Genomic DNA, 13,889 nt, shown 5'->3' with positions numbered 1-13,889 from the left:
TCTCAAGCCAGCAGGTCGTACTCCACCCCGCTGACCATCAGCGTCAGCACGTCCTGTGCCGCGCCATCGACCAATGCCCACATGATCTGCCCCGTGGGCCGATAGATGACAAAGGCCTCCTCGACTCCGGCCACCCCGGCATTTGCCGTCTCGGTGATGTTCACCTGGAAGTCCGCAGCCACCGCGCCGGCCCGGCCAAAGACCAGCACATCGCCATCGGCGGCCGAGAAATCCTGGATCCAGTCCGACCCGTGATCAGCGATTCCAAGGTGAAAGAACCGGTCGGCCCCGTCACCGCCATTCACGCGGTCATGGCCGAACCCGCCATTGACGAAATCCGCGCCGTCATTGCCATAAAGCATGTCCGACCATGCCTCGCCGGTCAGAACGTCGTCGCCCGCGCCGCCGATCACGGTATCCGTCCCGAACCCGCCCGAAACCGTGTCGTTCCCGTCATCGCCGCGCAGCTCGTCATTGCCATGGCCCCCGTCGATTGAATCGTGACCCGCGCCGCCAAAGGCCACATCGCGCAGGTCGTCCACGCTCTCGCCTCCGATCAGCACGTCATCGCCATCGCCCCCGAACAGGGTGTCGTGTCCGTCCCCGCCCGACAGCCGGTTGTCGCCCCGGTTGCCCTCCAGTCGGTTGGACAAGGCATTGCCGGTCAGGTCCAGATCGGCAATGCCCAGAACCGTCATGTTCCGAATGGCTGCCCCGTCATGCAGGCTCATGCTGGCCGACGACAACAGCATGCTGCCCGTGCCGGCCTCGTTCAACACGACATCCAGCTTCACGTTATCGGTGCCCAGGTCCATGTCCACGGTGCTCTGCTGGTCGCCGCCTAGCGTCACATGCACGGTCGTCTGTCCGGTCAGCACATGCGCCATCTCGTACAGGCCGCTTTCGTCGGAATACGTATCCACCGCGACCTCGTCAAAGGCGATATGGACCCGCGACCGCCCTTCGCCGACGTCGTAGAACAGGTCGCCATCGAGATCGGCAAACGCCACCCCGGTCAGGAAATGCATGGACCCGCTGGCGGCAAAGTTCTGGGTAACCATCGAGGCGTTCCAGTCCCGCTCGACACCGTCCGACCCGGTCGAGGTGAACACGCCCAGCTCATGCCCGACGCCCACTTGCTGGAACGCGGGGTTGAGGATGTTCTTGCGGTGCCCGTCGCTCAGGAACAGGCTGCGATGCTGACGCAGGATCGCAGCCTCGGGATCAACCGTGCCCGTCGTGCCCGACCACGAGATATTCTCGCCCCAGGTATAGGAGCCGGTAAAGACATAGCCCGCGCTTGCCATGCGGTCGCCGGGGTCGCTGCCCTCGATCCCGGTATGAGAGAACGTGTTTTCCTCCAGCATCCACAGCGAATGCGCCCGCGCCGCGGCAAGCAGCAGATCGTCGGGCGACAGCACCTGCTGCGCCTCGCCCGAGATCCGGCCATCCGGCAAGCCCCGGTTCAGATCGTCGAGGTCGTAGCGTTCGGCCTCTGCCTCGGGGTCAAGCCGCGCGCGGTTCAATAGCTCCAGCATCAGCGTCTCTGGCGCTGTCATCGACATTGTTTTTTTCTCTCTCGATAGGGTCTTGCACCGCTCAACCTGCCATGCCGGCCGCGCGTTTTCCATTCCAAAATCAGAAGGTTTGTCAGCATTGCTGCAACCCGGCCAACTTCCGCATGGCCAGCGCGCGGCTTTGGCAATGTCTGGCCGGGAACCGGGTTTCGGTCCGCGGGTTTAGCAGCTACAGCCGACGGTGTGCGCAAGGAACCGCCGACCGATCCGCCGCCAAGCTTGAGGATGCAGCGCGGCTCCGTGATATATTGCGTCAAACGAAAACGACCCGGCTGAAACCCGGGGACAGAGCAGACAAAAGGTGATCCCAATGACCCTTCCGAAATTCGCCCTTGCCGGCGGCCTCGTCAGCGCGCTGGCGCTTTCCGCCTGTACCGATCCCGCGATGCTGGGCGATGGCAGCGATCCCAACCGCAACACCCGTGGCGGTGCGATCACGGGCGCGATCCTCGGCGCGGGCGTCGGTGCGCTGGCCAATGACTCGAACCCGGGCCTCGGCGCGCTTGCCGGTGCCGCGATCGGCGCAGCGGGCGGCGCGGCCATCGGCAACCAGCTTGACAAGCAGGCCGCCGAACTGCGCCAGCAGCTTGCCAATGACGGGATCACCGTCACCAATACCGGCGAACAGCTGGTCGTCTCGGTCCCGAACGACATCACCTTCGACACCGACAGCGCCACCGTGAATCCCGCCCTGCGCGCCGATCTCGGGCGCGTGGCCGAGAACCTCGTGCGCTACCCGAACTCCGACGTGCGCATCATCGGTCACACCGACAGCGACGGCGCCGCCGATTACAACCAGGCGCTTTCGATGCGCCGCGCCAATTCGGTTGCCGACATCCTGCAGGCCGGTGGCGTCACCTATGACCGGATCACCACGGTCGGCCGTGGCGAGGATGCGCCCATCGCCTCGAACCTCACCCCCGAGGGCAAGGCGCAGAACCGCCGGGTCGAAATCGTGGTCATCCCGCAAAACGCAGCCTGACCAGCAACTGCGGATGAACGGATGACGGGGTCGCGCCACGCGGCCCCGTTTTGCGTTTTGTACCCCCCGCACCCACACGCTGGAGTTTTGTACAAAACGGTATAAGTGGGCTGGGAACGATGTACAAAACGGTCAAAACGCATGTCTAACTCGGTACTTCTTGGCCTCAGCGGCTCCTTGCGCCGCGAGGCGACCAACAGCAAACTGATGCGTGAGGCGGCACGTCTTTTCGCCCCCGCAGAATTCGTCGAGGGCGATCTGAACCTTCCGCTCTTCGATGCCGATGATGAAGAGCGGGACGGAATTCCCGTTGTTGTTCAGGCACTTGCCGATCAGATAGCGGCGGCCGACGCGATCGTCATCTCGACGCCCGAATACAACAAGGGCCCCTCCGGCGTGCTCAAGAACGCGCTGGACTGGGTCAGCCGCACATCCGGAAACCCTTGGAAAAACAAACCCTTGGCCGTCATGTCAGCCACCGCCGGCCGCGCCGGTGGAGAGCGCGCGCAGATGATCCTGCGTGGTTTCATGGTCCCGTTTCAGCCGCGCCTTATCGCCGGTCCCGAACTTCATCTCGCCGACAGCAGCAACCAGTTCGACGAAGCGGGCCACCTGCTCTCCGACCGTTACGCCGCCACGCTTCAGCAGTTGATAGACAATCTCAGGGCCGAGGTCGAATTGACGCAACATACTGAAAAAAATTAGGAAATCTTGTTATCGTTTGCGGCGTCCGCCGGGTACTTTAGACCGGAAACCAGGCGGACGCTTGCCTACCCAAGCGATGAATTTCGCCAGTCTTGGATGGTTGCGCAGGGCTTCGACATTGCTGTAATCGCGCGCCAGATCGGCCTCGCTCAGCGTCGCATGAATCTCCTTGTGACAGATCTGGTGCAACAGAACCGTCGGCCCCCCCTTGCCCCCTTTCAGTTTAGGGATCAGATGGTGAAGGCTGCCTCCTCCGTCGGGGATCGGGCGGTCACAAAGCGGGCAGATCGGGTCCGTCATGCAGAGTACTCATCAGGCCTCATCTATCTGATATAATGGGGCTTTCCGGGTGGAGGGCAAGGTTCGATGGCACAGGCGCTGGTGATCGGGGCAGGCCCCGCAGGCCTCATGGCCGCCGAAGAGATTGCCCGCGCAGGGCACAAGGTGACAGTTGTCGAGGCCAAGCCCTCGGCCGCACGGAAATTCCTGATGGCGGGCAAATCGGGGCTTAACCTCACCAAGAATGAACCCCGCGAAACCCTGATCCGCGCCTATTCCGAAGCATCCGATTGGCTGGCCCCGATGATCGCAGAGTGCGATGCCGACATGGTGCAGGATTGGGCGCGCGGTCTGGGCCAGACCCTGTTCACCGGATCGACGGGACGTGTTTTTCCCAATGAAATGAAGGCGTCACCGCTTTTGCGGGCTTGGCTGGCCCGACTCGATCAAATGGGGGTGCAGCGATACACGCGCTGGCGCTGGGCCGGTTGGAGCGATGCGGCGCTAAGGTTCGAGACACCGGACGGCATGCAGGAACTACGCCCCGATTCGACAGTGCTGGCGCTGGGCGGGGCCAGCTGGTCGCGCTTGGGCTCCGACGGTGCATGGGCACCGTTGCTTGCCGCGAAGGGCGTTGAACTAACGCCTTTCGCACCGGCAAACGCAGGCTTGCAGGTGGAATGGTCGGACCACATGCGCGCGCAATTCGGCCAGCCGATCAAAGGGGTCGCGCTTGTCGCGGGCGGGCAGGTCACGCGGGGCGAGGCGGTCATTTCCGCACGTGGCCTCGAAGGCGGGGGTATTTACCAGATCTGCAAGCAGGTGCGCGAGGGCGCGGACCTGACCATCGACCTTCTGCCAGACCTTTCGCTTGAAGAGGTCACACGCCGCCTTGCACGCCCGCGCGGCAAGGCAAGCCTGTCGAACCACCTGCGCAAGGCCCTGAAGCTCGGTTCTGTTCGGAATGCCCTTCTTATGGAGTTCGGTCGACCGCTGCCAAATGGCGCGGAAGATCTTTCACGTATTATCAAGGGTTTGCCGGTTCGTCACACCGGTCTGCGACCAATGGACGAGGCGATTTCGACCGCGGGAGGTGTCAGCCGTGACGCGGTCGATGACCAGCTGATGCTGCGCGCCTTGCCCGGAATGTTCTGCGCCGGCGAAATGCTCGACTGGGAGGCGCCGACGGGCGGCTACCTCCTGACAGCCTGTTTCGCGACGGGGCGATGGGCAGGGCGGGCGGCCGCGCGTTGGTTGGACAGCCGGTCCTAGGCAGGCTGCCCGATCGCCCTGCGAAAGGCCGGGCGCGCACGCATGGCCTTGCCGTATTCGGACAGGACCTCGCTCTCGATGGGAAAGCCCGCATTCTTGGCCCACGACAGGCAGTGCGCGCAGATGATGTCGGCGATCGTCATCGTCTCACCCATGAGGAAGGGGCCCTCGAACCTTTCGGCAAGGCGTGCGGCGTTGCGACTGAATTCCCACACAAGGCTTTCCTTGATCGCGGGCACTCGCTGATCCTGGGGCAGAACGAAACTATGCCGGGCCGCTGTCCAGAGGATCGCGTCGAACTCGTCGAGTATCGTGTGGGTCAGGGCATCCTGCCGCGCCCTATCCAATGTGCCGGCCGGAAAGGTCAGCGCGCCGTGCTTGTCCGCGAGATAGGTCATGATCGCGGTTGAATCGCTCAACACGGCCTCACCCTCGACCAACACAGGGACTTTGCCGGAGCCGTTCAACTCCTTGACCTTGGCGTCGCCCGGACCGACGGGGTCGACGTCGTAGGGCTGGCCCAGTTCCTCGAGCAGCCAGGTCACGCGTAGGGCGCGGGTCTTTGGGCTTCCATAGATTTGGTACATGCGGGTGTCCCTGTCCTGATTTGTCGGCGTCAATGTGCCTGCATTCGGCGGGGATGCAAGCCAACTGAGCAACACGTCAGCGCGAGCGCGCCAGCATTGCAAGCCGGATCATGGCGCGTTCGACCATGGCCATGGCCGGTGCCGTCTGGTTGGCTGAACGCAGCGAAAGGTCGGTATCGGTCAGCACGGTCAGCGCCGTTTCCAACCGGTGCGCGCCCCATTGCTGTGACTGCCGCAATACGCGGTCACGGCGCGGGCCATAGATCGGAGGGCGCAGCTTGCCTATCCCTTGAGCGGGGCCACCAGGATCGGCCGCGCAGGCATAGAGTGTACGAAAGTGCCGCGTCGCGCCGATGCATAGCGCCACCGCATTGGTCCCTTGGGCCTGAACGCGTTTGATCAGCGGTCCGATCTCTCCGACGCGGCCCTCGGCCACGACATTGAACACCGAATCGAGCCCTGCTTCGGTCGAGCGCGGTGCGCAGGCCTCGATATCGGAAAGGCTGAGAGGGCTTTCGTCGCCGCGCTTGTAGAGCGCCAGTTTCTCCATGGTCTGGCCGAAATCGCCCGGCCCAAGCTCGGCAGCCATGTCAGCAAGCGCCGACATGCTGTCGCGCGGAACTTCGCGCAATCCAGCCTCGGCCAGGATGCGCTCGATCTCGGCGCGCGACGGCGGGTCGTCATACAGGCCAACTGCAAAGGCGTTGCGGTGCGCTTCGAACGCCTTGCGGATCTTGGAGCTGGGTTTGAGCGCGCCTGCCGTCACCACGATCTGCGCATCGCCCGGGGCCCAATCCTCGAGCGCGGCGAGGATGGCGGGGGCACTGTGCTCGTTTGCTTCTTCGACGAAAACGGCGCGCGGCCCCGGAAAGAAACCCACGGCCTTGACCGCGTCGATCAACTGCGCCGGGTCGCTCCGCAGGTCACCGCCGGCCAGCCGGGCAAGGCGCATTTCCTCTTCGGCGCCGGGGCCAAGCAAAGCGGCCAGCATCTGCTGGCGCTTCAATGCTACGCGCATCGCGTCGCCGCCATAGATCAACAAGCCGGTCTTGTCGGCATCCGGCTTGGCAAAGTAACCGTCCGCTTCGCGCGCGGAAAGCTTCATGCCGGCAGGTCCGTCGTGGTCAGCAGGCGCGTCGTGATCTGGTCGGCGAGCATCGACATAAGGCGCTCTCTCGCGTCACGTTCACCTGCGAGGGTCTCGACGGTGGAGCCGGTCGCGGAATAGCCGGTGAAGTTTTCGACGTCGCCCGAGGCCACCACCGTCCCATCCGACAGCCGGGTGAGCGTATAGCTCGCCTCTCCGACGATCGAATAGCGCGTGGTTTCGTTAGAGGCGGTGATCGCCTGACCCTGCGTGGCGGTTTCGATATCCACGTCAAGCGAATAGGCAGCCGAACCCGCGCGGCCCAGCCTTTGTTCGAGGTTCTGAACCAGCGCATAAGATTCGACGCTGTCCGGCTCGGAAACCGCGACCTGACCGTAGAGCGCCGACCCGGTCCCGCCGGGGCCATAGACCGGCTGAAACCCGCAGGCGCCAAGCGCAAGCGGGATCAGAACCAGGAATTTGCGTCTAGACCACGACATTCACGATCCGGCCGGGCACCACGATTACCTTCTTGGGCTGCCCGCCATCGAGCGCCCGCTGCACAGCTTCGGACGCCAGCGCGCGTTTTTCAACCTCGGACTTGTCGAGGTCTTTGGCCACGGTGATCTCGCCCCGGCGTTTGCCGTTGATCTGAATGGGCATGGTCACGGTATCTTCGATCAGCATGGCCTCGTCCGCGACCGGCCAGGGTGCGGTCGCAATCAGCCCTTCGCCGCCGAGGAGGGACCAGAGCTCCTCGCTCAGATGCGGGGTCATTGGTGACATGAGCTGAACCAGGGTACGCGCCGCGGTGCGCTTGGCCTCGGCGCCGGCCTTGGAGCGGGCCAGAGTGTTGGTAAAGGCATAAAGCTTGGCGATCGCGGCGTTGAAGCCAAAGCTCTCCAGCCCCAGCGTGACATCCTGAATCGCCTTGTGCATCTCGCGCAGCAACGCCTCGTCGGTGTCTTGAGGGTCTTCTTCGGATGTGGCGATTTCGGTGGCGATGCGGTGAACACGCGAGAGGTGCTTGTGCGCGGCTTCGGCGCCCGCGGCCGTCCACTCCACATCGCGTTCCGGCGGACTGTCGCTGAGGACGAACCAGCGGACGGTGTCGGCGCCGTAATCGGCCACGATCCGCATCGGGTCGACGACATTTTTCTTTGATTTCGACATCTTGGCCGAAGGGACGATCTCGACCGCTTCGCCGGTGGCCCCCAACCGCGCACCGGATTCGGTGATCTCGACATCTTCGGGGAAGTGATAGACGGGCCGGTCTTTTTCGTCGCGGGTCACGTAGATCGCATGCGTCACCATGCCCTGCGTGAACAATGCGTTGAACGGCTCCTTGGCGGTTTCGGGAAGGTGGCCCGTGATGTGCATCGCGCGGGCAAAGAAGCGCGAATAGAGCAGGTGCAGAATCGCATGTTCGATGCCGCCGATATACTGGTCGACATTCATCCAGTACGCGGCGTCTTCCATGTTGGTCGGCGTCTCGGCGCGCGGCGCGGTGAAGCGCGCGAAATACCACGAACTGTCGACGAAGGTGTCCATCGTGTCCGTTTCGCGCTTGGCCGGTTTTCCGCAAGAGGGGCAGGGCGTATCGCGCCACGTCGGATGCTTGTCGAGCGGGTTGCCCGGCTTGTCAAAGCTGACATCATCGGGCAGGCGAACGGGCAGATTCTCTTTCTTCTCCGGCACTACGCCGCAGGAGTCGCAGTGCACGACCGGGATCGGACAGCCCCAGTATCGTTGACGGGACAGCCCCCAGTCGCGCAAGCGGAACTTGACCTGACCCGTGCCGAGATTGCGCTCTTCCATCCAGTCGATGGAGCGGTTGATCCCCTCTTCGCTGGTCACCTCGGTGATGCCGGCGAAGTGGTCGACATAGGCCACAGTTTCGGTCTTTGGTGGGACCAACGCTTCGGTCGTCACCTCGGTCTTGTCACCGGGCATGTAGAAGGCATGGACCACGTCCAGGTCGTATTTCCGCGCAAAATCTAGGTCGCGCTGGTCATGCGCCGGGCAGCCATAGATCGCGCCGGTGCCGTATTCCATCAAGACGAAATTCCCGATCCAGACCGGCAATTCGCGGTCTTCGAAAATCGGGTGCTTGACGGTGATCCCGGTGTTGATGCCTTTCTTTTCCGCCTTTTCCATCGCCGCTTCGGTCGTGTCCATCTTGCGGGTTTCCGCGATGAAGGCAGCGACCTGCTCATTGGTTTCGGCCATGGCACGGCTGATCGGGTGTTCGGGCGAAATGGCAAGGAAGGTCGCGCCCCGCAGCGTGTCGGGGCGGGTGGAGTAGCATATCAACGGTTCGCCGCCATCGGTGGGATGGAAGGGCACTTCGATACCGCGGGACTTGCCGATCCAGTTTTCCTGCATCAGGCGTACCTTTGCGGGCCAGTCATCCAGCCCGTCCAGCGCACCGAGCAGTTCCTCGGCCATGTCTGAGATCTTGAAGAACCATTGCGTCAGTTCGCGCCGTTCGACCTCGGCGCCCGAGCGCCAGCCCTTGCCGTCGATCACCTGTTCGTTTGCCAGAACGGTCATGTCGACCGGGTCCCAGTTCACAACGGCGTTCTTGCGGTAGACGAGACCCGCCTCGAGCATGTCGAGGAACAGCGCCTGCTGCTGGCCGTAATATTCCGGGTCGCAGGTGGCGAACATGCGCGTCCAGTCCAGGGCAAAGCCCAGCGGCTTCATCTGTTCGACCATGTCGTCGATGTTCTTGTAGGTCCAATCCTTGGGGTGGCCGCCAGAGGCCATCGCCGCATTCTCGGCCGGCATCCCGAACGCATCGAACCCCATCGGGTGCAGCACGTTATAGCCTTTGGCCAGCTTGTGCCGGGCGATCACGTCGCCCATCGTGTAGTTGCGGACATGCCCCACATGGATGCGCCCCGACGGATATGGAAACATCTCGAGCACGTAGTATTTCGGCCTGTCGCCGCTGCGGCGTGCCTCGAACACACCGGCCTCGTCCCAGGCCTTTTGCCATCTGGCCTCGATTTCGTTGGCGGAATAGCGCGACATGCGGGCGGTCCTTTTTCAATGAAAACGCCGGGTGGAAACCCGGCGCGGTGATAGAGCGAACTGAAACGGAATGCTAGAGCGCGTCGTCGGCGATACGCAACTGGCGCGCGCGCGACAGGATCGCATCCTCGACGGCGCGATTGGTCGCAGCGCTGACGGGGCGGCCGCCACTGGTCTGCAGCGAAACCGAAAGCGAACGTGCGTCGAGCGCTGGATCGCTGATATGAACCGTCGCGCGGTATGTCTGGCCACCACCGGGCGGGCGCCCATAGCCCGTGTTGATGACGCCGGTGAAGGGATCGACGCTTTCCACGGGCAGGAAATTCAGCACGTCAAGCGACGCGGCCCAGAGATAGCGGTTCACCTGCCCGGTCTGCTCGCCCTGCGCGTTGGGGCCGAAGATATCCCAGATCGACGAGCGCTCGTAATTCTGCGGTGCGGTTTCGCGGTTGTTCGCGACGATGCCCTGGTCGGTCACGATCGCGCTTGACGTGGGCGCAGCGGTCGTTCCCGACGGGCGGGGGCTGCATGCGGCGAGAGAGAGACCGGCAGCCACGAAGAGGACCGTTTTGACCGGGTACTGAAGCTTCATCGGGCGCTCCTGACAGTATTGCGCGTGGGAAACTCCTAACGAAGGCGCGTGGACGGGGCAAGCCACTATGCGGGCGCGCGGTTTTGCCTGTGTCCCGGGTCCGCCTGCCGGGCGGAAAGGGAGTTGCGGCAACACTGTGGCAAAGCTGCACCATCCGAAACCACTTTGCGTCCGGCCTGCGGGCAAGCCTTGCCAAAATGGGGCGGAAAGAGCGAAACCCCTGTCCATACCCACGCTGGATTCTCCGGTTTGGGCGTATGATTGAAACCGAGGGAAAAACGATGAAAAAGATTCTCTTCGTAACGACTGCGCTGATCGCGACCGCAAGCGTCGCAGCAGCAGACGTTCGCCTGAGCGGCTACGGCCGTTTCGGTCTGGACTACAACGACGCCAACGACCGTAACGTTAACGGCGTCTCCAAGACCACCATCACCAGCCGTCTGCGTCTGCAGTTCGACATGTCGGCCGAAACCGACGGCGGCGTGCAGTTCGACGCTCGCTTCCGTGCCCAGGCTGAAAGCCGTGATAACAACCCCGGCACCGCAGTGTTCAACGGCGCACGTTTCGGCGTTGTTTACAACGGTGTTCGCGTGAACGTCGGCAACATCATCGGCGCAGTTGAAAACATGCCCGGCCTGTATCTCGAAACCCGTACCGCAGGTATCGGTATCGACGGCGCCGGCTTCGTTTCGGTTGTCGGTAACGTCAACAACGAATACTTCAACTGGGATGCATACTCGTCGGCAGGCTCTGGCGCCAACGGCGTTGAGGTTCTGTACTCGGCAAACGGCTTCACCGGCCACCTGTCGTACTCGACCGACAACGACAGCACCGTCAACCCGGGTGTTCCCAACGGCAACGCCGGTGGCCCCGACCGTATCGGCGTCATGCTGGCCTACAGCTGGAACGACTTCACCGTCGCAGCCGCTCACCAGTCCTCCGACATCATGTGGGAAGACAAGACCCTGGTCTCCTTCGCATGGGACGGCGGTCAGTACGGCGCACGTATCGCCTATGCTGACAACGACGGCATCGACAAGCTCGGCATCTACGGCAACGTCGACATCGGCGCGGCATCCAACCTGCTGCTCTTCTGGACCGACGAAGACGCGGTTTCCGCAACCGACGTTGCGGCCGGCCGTAACGACAACCGCGACGCGATCGCCGGTTCGAACCAGCAGGAAGGTAGCTCCTACGGTATCCACTACTCCTATGACCTGGGTGGCGGTGCATCGCTCGAAGCCGGCTACCGCCGCGCGTCGAATGACAACGACACCTTCCAGGTTGGTGCGTACTTCAGCTTCTAAGCTGAACACCGTCTGACGGTTTCGATTAGGGGGCAGGTCTTCGGGCCTGCCCTTTCCTTTTGCGGCATCTGGCCTTTTGGACCGATCTGGTGTTTCAGTGCGTCCGAAAACGCAGGACCGGAGGACCCCATGTCGCTGGACGATATCAAGACCCGCATCGCCGACGCCGAAGCCAAGGCCGGACGCGCGTCCGGATCGGTCAAGTTGATCGCAGTGTCGAAAGTGCAGCCCGACGAGAGGGTCGAGGCGGTACTGGAACAGGGTCACCGTGTTTTCGGCGAGAACCGGGTGCAGGAGGCTGCGGGAAAATGGCCCGCCTTTCGCGAGCGGTTCGACGGGATCGAGTTGCACCTGATCGGCCCGCTGCAAACCAACAAGGCGCGGCAGGCGATGGAGCTTGTCGATGCCATCCACTCAGTCGACCGGCCAAAGCTTGCACGAACGCTTGCCCGGCTGGCGCAGGAAACAGGCCACTGCCCGGACCTCTTTATCCAGGTGAACACCGGAGAAGAGGATCAGAAGGCGGGTGTGCTGCCCTCGGACGCCGATGGTTTCATCGCCGAATGCCGTGACCTCGACCTGCCCGTTCGTGGCCTGATGTGCATTCCACCGGTCGAAGAGGAGCCCGCGCTGCATTTCGCCCTTCTGGCCAAGATCGCCGTGCGGAACGGCCTTGAAGGGCTGTCCATGGGGATGAGCGGTGATTTCGAAACGGCCATTGCCCTTGGCGCGACCCATGTCCGCGTCGGCTCGGCCATTTTCGGTGAGCGGGTCAAAGCGGGGGAATGATCAACCGCGTCTGGTAACCGATATGCCGGGCGATCCACAGCAGGTGGTCACGCCGAAAGGCGACGCATCCCTCTGTCGGGTAGCCGAGGCGCCGCCATTGGTGCAGAAAGATCGCGGATCCGCGCCCGGGTACCGCATATGGCCAGTTCCAATCCGTAAGGATCACCAGATCATACAGGGGGTCGGCCCGGCGCAGGCGTTCGTGGCCATAGGCGTGCGGTGCCCGAACCATCAGGTTGTAATCGGGATCTTTCACATCGTCGGACCATAGATCGGGCGGACCGATGGGCACGGCCCATTCCGTTGGCCGCGCCATGCGGTCCGGCCGGTAGAGCATACCGACGATCCGATGCGTACCCACCGGCGTGGCTCCGTCGCCTTCGCGCTTCCTTTTGGTGAGCCCGCCCCTGCCGATCACGCAAGGAAAGCGCCGCCCATGAAAGCGCAGGCCCGTCGGCGTCAGAACCAGATCGGCAGGCTTCACAACAGATGCCCTGATTTTGCCGCCTTGGTCGCAAGGTAGCCGCGGTTGAAGGCCGTCTCGCCGACCTTGAGGGGGACCCGCTCTGTCACGGCGATCCCGGTGCGTTCCATCATGGCGATCTTGGCCGGGTTGTTGGTCAGAAGCCGCACCGAGGAAAAGCCCAGAGACGTCAGGATGTCCGAGCCTAGCCGAAAGTCGCGCTCGTCATCCTCGAACCCCAGGCGGTGGTTGGCTTCGACCGTGTCGAACCCCTGATCCTGAAGGAAGTAAGCGCGCATCTTGTTCGCCAGCCCGATGCCGCGGCCCTCCTGGTTGAGATAGAGCAGCACACCGGCGCCCTCCTCTCCCATCTGGGCAAGCGCACCGCGCAATTGCGGTCCACAATCGCATTTCAGGCTTCCCATGACATCACCCGTGAAGCAGGCGGAATGAAGTCGCGCGAGAACCGGTTTCCTGCGGTCGGGGCGACCGATCTCGATCGCATAATGCTCTTCGCCACCATCTTCGGGGCGAAAGACGTGGAGGCGGCCAGCCTGCGACACTTCTATCGGCAGTCGCGCAGCGACCACCTCGTGCAGGGGGCTGCGTTCGGCCAGGTGCGGCATGGCGCGCGCGTGGTCGATAAAGGTCAGCCCGTTCGTCGCGGCAAAGGCGTGCACATCTGCCAAAGGCAACACCACGGCCGCTGGCAACAAGCGCGCCGATTTCGTCAGCGTCACGGCAAGACGGTGCAGGGCGGCAGAACCGTCGCGCCGGGTCTGCAGCGGGCCTTTCATCGGCGTCGACAGGTCGTCGGACGGGTCCGCCACCGCCTGAACCCATGATAGACCGGCGTCCCCAGGGATCATGACACGCGCGACGTCGCCGTCATAAGCGCGCGCCTTCAGCGTCTCGGCCCGTCGTACCGTGATCGCGATCACGGGCTGTCCCGGCAAGTGCCGCAAATCCGCGAGCCGGTCCGCCGTCAGCGTCTCGGCGGCCAGCGCAATCGCTCCGCTTCCGTCTTCGGTTCCGAGCGCCACTGCAAGCCCCATGCGCAAGTCCGCCCGCGCCCGGGCAATAAGTTCAGTGATGTCGGGCAGCAGGCTCATCAGGTCTTGTCCTGTAACGTCTTTGCCTCTCTACCTAGTCGCTTGGATCCGGAATGTGAAACAATTCCCCCGATCCGGACACATGGGCGTGAAACCATTGC

At 63.2% G+C, this 13,889-nt stretch carries 14 protein-coding genes; 5 read left to right on the top strand and 9 right to left on the bottom strand.

Features of this window, described 5'->3' with window-relative positions:
• Positions 1-2: 2 nt before the first annotated feature.
• Positions 3-1,565, bottom strand: coding sequence for a CAP domain-containing protein (locus tag ACFORG_RS05240; RefSeq protein WP_386734335.1), 1,563 nt, complete (start codon positions 1,563-1,565; stop codon positions 3-5).
• Positions 1,566-1,887: 322 nt separating this feature from the next.
• Here ACFORG_RS05240 and ACFORG_RS05235 point away from each other — a divergent pair, with 322 nt between their 5' ends.
• Positions 1,888-2,559: an OmpA family protein gene (locus ACFORG_RS05235; RefSeq protein WP_386734334.1), complete on the top strand. Its 672-nt coding sequence runs from the start codon at positions 1,888-1,890 to the stop codon at positions 2,557-2,559.
• A gap of 141 nt (positions 2,560-2,700) precedes the next feature.
• On the top strand, positions 2,701-3,264 hold the full coding sequence (locus tag ACFORG_RS05230) for an NADPH-dependent FMN reductase (protein WP_386734333.1): 564 nt from the start codon (positions 2,701-2,703) through the stop codon (positions 3,262-3,264).
• 9 nt (positions 3,265-3,273) lie between these two features.
• On the opposite strand, the gene ACFORG_RS05225 is transcribed toward ACFORG_RS05230, so the two are convergent.
• Positions 3,274-3,564 (bottom strand): HNH endonuclease, encoded by a 291-nt coding sequence (locus ACFORG_RS05225; protein ID WP_386734332.1) that lies wholly within the window; start codon positions 3,562-3,564, stop codon positions 3,274-3,276.
• Between the two features lie 66 nt (positions 3,565-3,630).
• Here ACFORG_RS05225 and ACFORG_RS05220 point away from each other — a divergent pair, with 66 nt between their 5' ends.
• Entirely contained in the window at positions 3,631-4,815 is a 1,185-nt protein-coding gene (locus tag ACFORG_RS05220) for a TIGR03862 family flavoprotein (protein WP_386734331.1), read from the top strand.
• Here the strand turns inward: ACFORG_RS05220 and ACFORG_RS05215 are convergent.
• The 5 genes from ACFORG_RS05215 to ACFORG_RS05195 form a co-directional block, all read right to left on the bottom strand.
• Entirely contained in the window at positions 4,812-5,402 is a 591-nt protein-coding gene (locus ACFORG_RS05215) for a glutathione S-transferase family protein (RefSeq protein WP_386734330.1), read from the bottom strand. The genes ACFORG_RS05220 and ACFORG_RS05215 overlap by 4 nt on opposite strands.
• A gap of 76 nt (positions 5,403-5,478) precedes the next feature.
• Positions 5,479-6,507: a DNA polymerase III subunit delta gene (holA, locus tag ACFORG_RS05210; RefSeq protein WP_386734329.1), complete on the bottom strand. Its 1,029-nt coding sequence runs from the start codon at positions 6,505-6,507 to the stop codon at positions 5,479-5,481.
• Positions 6,504-6,989, bottom strand: a complete 486-nt coding sequence (gene lptE, locus ACFORG_RS05205; RefSeq protein ID WP_386734328.1) for an LPS assembly lipoprotein LptE — start codon at positions 6,987-6,989, stop codon at positions 6,504-6,506. The genes holA and lptE overlap by 4 nt, the downstream gene beginning before the upstream one ends.
• Positions 6,976-9,525: a leucine--tRNA ligase gene (gene leuS, locus ACFORG_RS05200; RefSeq protein ID WP_386734327.1), complete on the bottom strand. Its 2,550-nt coding sequence runs from the start codon at positions 9,523-9,525 to the stop codon at positions 6,976-6,978. Before leuS ends, lptE begins: the two co-directional genes overlap by 14 nt.
• 73 nt (positions 9,526-9,598) lie before the next feature.
• Positions 9,599-10,117, bottom strand: coding sequence for a DUF3576 domain-containing protein (locus ACFORG_RS05195; RefSeq protein WP_386734326.1), 519 nt, complete (start codon positions 10,115-10,117; stop codon positions 9,599-9,601).
• Between the two features lie 281 nt (positions 10,118-10,398).
• Between ACFORG_RS05195 and ACFORG_RS05190 the strand changes: the two genes are divergently transcribed.
• Positions 10,399-11,424 (top strand): porin, encoded by a 1,026-nt coding sequence (locus ACFORG_RS05190; protein ID WP_386734325.1) that lies wholly within the window; start codon positions 10,399-10,401, stop codon positions 11,422-11,424.
• Between the two features lie 129 nt (positions 11,425-11,553).
• Positions 11,554-12,213 (top strand): YggS family pyridoxal phosphate-dependent enzyme, encoded by a 660-nt coding sequence (locus tag ACFORG_RS05185; protein ID WP_386734324.1) that lies wholly within the window; start codon positions 11,554-11,556, stop codon positions 12,211-12,213.
• Here the strand turns inward: ACFORG_RS05185 and ACFORG_RS05180 are convergent.
• Both ACFORG_RS05180 and ribA read right to left on the bottom strand, forming a co-directional pair.
• Positions 12,197-12,697, bottom strand: coding sequence for a L,D-transpeptidase family protein (locus tag ACFORG_RS05180; protein WP_386734323.1), 501 nt, complete (start codon positions 12,695-12,697; stop codon positions 12,197-12,199). The genes ACFORG_RS05185 and ACFORG_RS05180 overlap by 17 nt on opposite strands.
• The gene (gene ribA, locus ACFORG_RS05175) at positions 12,694-13,788 is read right to left on the bottom strand and encodes a GTP cyclohydrolase II (protein ID WP_386734322.1); all 1,095 of its coding nucleotides are present in this window, start codon (positions 13,786-13,788) and stop codon (positions 12,694-12,696) included. The genes ACFORG_RS05180 and ribA overlap by 4 nt, the downstream gene beginning before the upstream one ends.
• Positions 13,789-13,889 lie beyond the last annotated feature (101 nt).

It is taken from the genome of Lutimaribacter marinistellae, from assembly GCF_042648365.1.
Lineage (GTDB): Bacteria > Pseudomonadota > Alphaproteobacteria > Rhodobacterales > Rhodobacteraceae > Lutimaribacter_A > Lutimaribacter_A marinistellae.
This window is presented reverse-complemented; position numbering and strand designations above follow the sequence as displayed.

Coding starts and splice junctions, on each gene's coding strand:
- ACFORG_RS05240 (WP_386734335.1), bottom strand. CDS start 1,565: ATGTCGATGACAGCGCCAGAGACGCTGATGCTGGAGCTATTGAACCGC.
- ACFORG_RS05235 (WP_386734334.1), top strand. CDS start 1,888: ATGACCCTTCCGAAATTCGCCCTTGCCGGCGGCCTCGTCAGCGCGCTG.
- ACFORG_RS05230 (WP_386734333.1), top strand. CDS start 2,701: ATGTCTAACTCGGTACTTCTTGGCCTCAGCGGCTCCTTGCGCCGCGAG.
- ACFORG_RS05225 (WP_386734332.1), bottom strand. CDS start 3,564: ATGACGGACCCGATCTGCCCGCTTTGTGACCGCCCGATCCCCGACGGA.
- ACFORG_RS05220 (WP_386734331.1), top strand. CDS start 3,631: ATGGCACAGGCGCTGGTGATCGGGGCAGGCCCCGCAGGCCTCATGGCC.
- ACFORG_RS05215 (WP_386734330.1), bottom strand. CDS start 5,402: ATGTACCAAATCTATGGAAGCCCAAAGACCCGCGCCCTACGCGTGACC.
- holA (WP_386734329.1), bottom strand. CDS start 6,507: ATGAAGCTTTCCGCGCGCGAAGCGGACGGTTACTTTGCCAAGCCGGAT.
- lptE (WP_386734328.1), bottom strand. CDS start 6,989: ATGTCGTGGTCTAGACGCAAATTCCTGGTTCTGATCCCGCTTGCGCTT.
- leuS (WP_386734327.1), bottom strand. CDS start 9,525: ATGTCGCGCTATTCCGCCAACGAAATCGAGGCCAGATGGCAAAAGGCC.
- ACFORG_RS05195 (WP_386734326.1), bottom strand. CDS start 10,117: ATGAAGCTTCAGTACCCGGTCAAAACGGTCCTCTTCGTGGCTGCCGGT.
- ACFORG_RS05190 (WP_386734325.1), top strand. CDS start 10,399: ATGAAAAAGATTCTCTTCGTAACGACTGCGCTGATCGCGACCGCAAGC.
- ACFORG_RS05185 (WP_386734324.1), top strand. CDS start 11,554: ATGTCGCTGGACGATATCAAGACCCGCATCGCCGACGCCGAAGCCAAG.
- ribA (WP_386734322.1), bottom strand. CDS start 13,788: ATGAGCCTGCTGCCCGACATCACTGAACTTATTGCCCGGGCGCGGGCG.